1 protein-coding gene and 1 pseudogene are annotated in these 2251 nt (G+C 67.6%); both read left to right on the forward strand.

Features of this window, described 5'->3' with window-relative positions:
• The first annotated feature begins 195 nt into the window (after positions 1-195).
• Positions 196-1758 carry an acyl-CoA carboxylase subunit beta gene (locus D7X55_RS38665; RefSeq protein WP_120553204.1) on the forward strand — a complete coding sequence of 521 codons (1563 nt, stop codon included), beginning with the start codon at positions 196-198 and terminating at the stop codon, positions 1756-1758.
• A gap of 120 nt (positions 1759-1878) precedes the next feature.
• A pseudogene (locus tag D7X55_RS38670) lies at positions 1879-2251 on the forward strand (hypothetical protein); the annotation flags it as partial.

The raw sequence follows: 2251 nt of genomic DNA on the forward strand, positions 1-2251 counted from the left end.
GAACGACCCCACCCGAAATGCCCCCGGCCTCTCACGCATCGCCCACCTCCCTGCCCGCCAAGGGACACGGTGTCGGAAATCCTGAACTTCCGTCCCGTCCGCGCCCCGTGCACACAGGGCCCGGCCGTCCGCCCACCCCTCCGGAGGCAAGGGAAGCGCTGCCACCGCCCTTCAATCGTGTTAGAGCGGCCCCCCATGGCCACGACCCCCGAGAACGATCCCTTGCGCGCACGGCTCCAGCAGATGGAGCAGCAGGCCGAGCAGGGCGGCGGCGCCGACCGCATCGCCAAGCAGCACGAGGCCGGCAAGCTCACGGCCCGCGAGCGCATCGACCTGCTCCTCGACCCCGGCTCCTTCAGCGAGCTGGACAAGTTCGTCACCCACCGCAGCCACGACTTCGGCATGGGCGACAAGAAGATTTTGGGCGACGGCGTCGTCACCGGCTACGGCACGGTGGAGGGCCGCCAGGTCTTCGTCTTCGCCCAGGACTTCACCGTCTTCGGCGGCTCGCTGTCCGGCGCCTACGCCCAGAAGATCTGCAAGATCATGGACCTGGCCACCCGCGTGGGCGCGCCCGTCATCGGGCTCAACGACTCCGGCGGCGCGCGCATCCAGGAAGGCGTGGAGAGCCTGGCCGGCTACGCGGACATCTTCCTGCGCAACACGCTGGCGTCCGGCGTCGTCCCCCAGATTTCGCTCATCCTGGGGCCGTGCGCGGGCGGCGCGGTGTACTCGCCCGCCATCACGGACTTCATCATGATGGTGAAGGACACGTCGTACATGTTCATCACCGGCCCGGACGTCATCAAGACGGTGACGCACGAAGAGGTCTCCAAGGAGTCCCTGGGCGGCGCGCTCACGCACAACCAGAAGTCCGGCGTGGCCCACTTCGCCGCGGAGAACGAGCAGGCCGCCATCGCCATGACGCGCGAGCTGCTCTCGTACCTGCCCTCCAACAACCAGGAGGACCCGCCCGCGCAGCCGTGTGACGACGACCCGTTCCGCGCCGAGGAGTCGCTGAAGACCATTGTCCCGGCGAACCCGAACAAGCCCTACGACATCAAGGAGATCATCCGCGCCATCGTGGACTCCAAGCACTTCTTCGAGGTGCAGGAGCACTTCGCGAAGAACATCGTCGTCGGCTTCGCGCGCATGAACGGCAAGAGCGTGGGCATCGTCGCCAACCAGCCCGCGGTGCTCGCCGGCTGCCTGGACATCGACGCCAGCGTGAAGGCCGCGCGCTTCGTGCGCTTCTGCGACTGCTTCAACATCCCCCTGCTCACCCTGGTGGACGTGCCCGGCTTCCTCCCCGGCACGGACCAGGAGTGGGGCGGCATCATCACCCACGGCGCCAAGCTGCTCTACGCGTACGCGGAAGCCACCGTCCCGAAGATCACGCTCATCACCCGCAAGGCCTACGGCGGCGCGTACGACGTCATGGCGTCCAAGCACATCCGCGCGGACATCAACTACGCCTACCCCACCGCCGAAATCGCCGTGATGGGTCCGGAAGGCGCGGTGAACATCATCTTCCGCAACGAGCTGCTCAAGGCCCAGGACGCCAACGCCGAGCGCAAGAAGCTCACGGACGACTACCGCGACAAGTTCGCCAACCCGTTCAAGGCGGCGGAGCTGGGCTACATCGACGAGGTCATCCGTCCGGAGGAGACCCGCGCCAAGGTCATCCGCGCGCTGGAGATGCTCAAGGACAAGCGGCAGGAGAACCCGCCGCGCAAGCACGGCAACATCCCGCTGTAGAAGTCATCCCGGAACACGCCCGCACGCTCCCGTCGCCTGGGGGGCAGGCGGGCGTGGAGACTTCCGGAAATTCTGAGGTAACGCCGGGGCTTTCACGGGGCCACTCAAGGAGCCACCCCCGTGTCCCAGCAGCGCCGACTCGTTCTCTTCCTCTCCGACGTCGAAGGAAACCTCACCGCCCTGCGTCAGACGCTCAAGGGCGTGTGTGAGGGCCTGGACCTGCCCTGCCCCGAAGTGAAGTGGGTGGAGTCCCGTCCGGAAGCGCTGGCCGACAGCGGGTGGCACGTCGCGGAGATTCCGCTCGTCTCCGGCAAGACGTCCGGCAAGGTGTCCTCTCCCGAAGAGCACGTGGACGCCATGACGCAGGCGCTCTCGCGCGACTTCCGGGACCGCTCCATGGGCATGTACGTGGACCGGGAGCACAGCTACGCGCGCGTCTGCATGGCCGCCCCCAGCCGCCCGCCCCGCGCCATGGAGGGGGAATACCTGGACG

This window comes from Corallococcus sp. AB049A, assembly GCF_003668885.1.
GTDB classification, from domain to species: Bacteria; Myxococcota; Myxococcia; order Myxococcales; family Myxococcaceae; genus Corallococcus; species Corallococcus interemptor.

Excerpts from the sequence above, each read along its gene's own strand:
- D7X55_RS38665 (WP_120553204.1), top strand. The coding sequence starts at position 196 with ATGGCCACGACCCCCGAGAACGATCCCTTGCGCGCACGGCTCCAGCAG.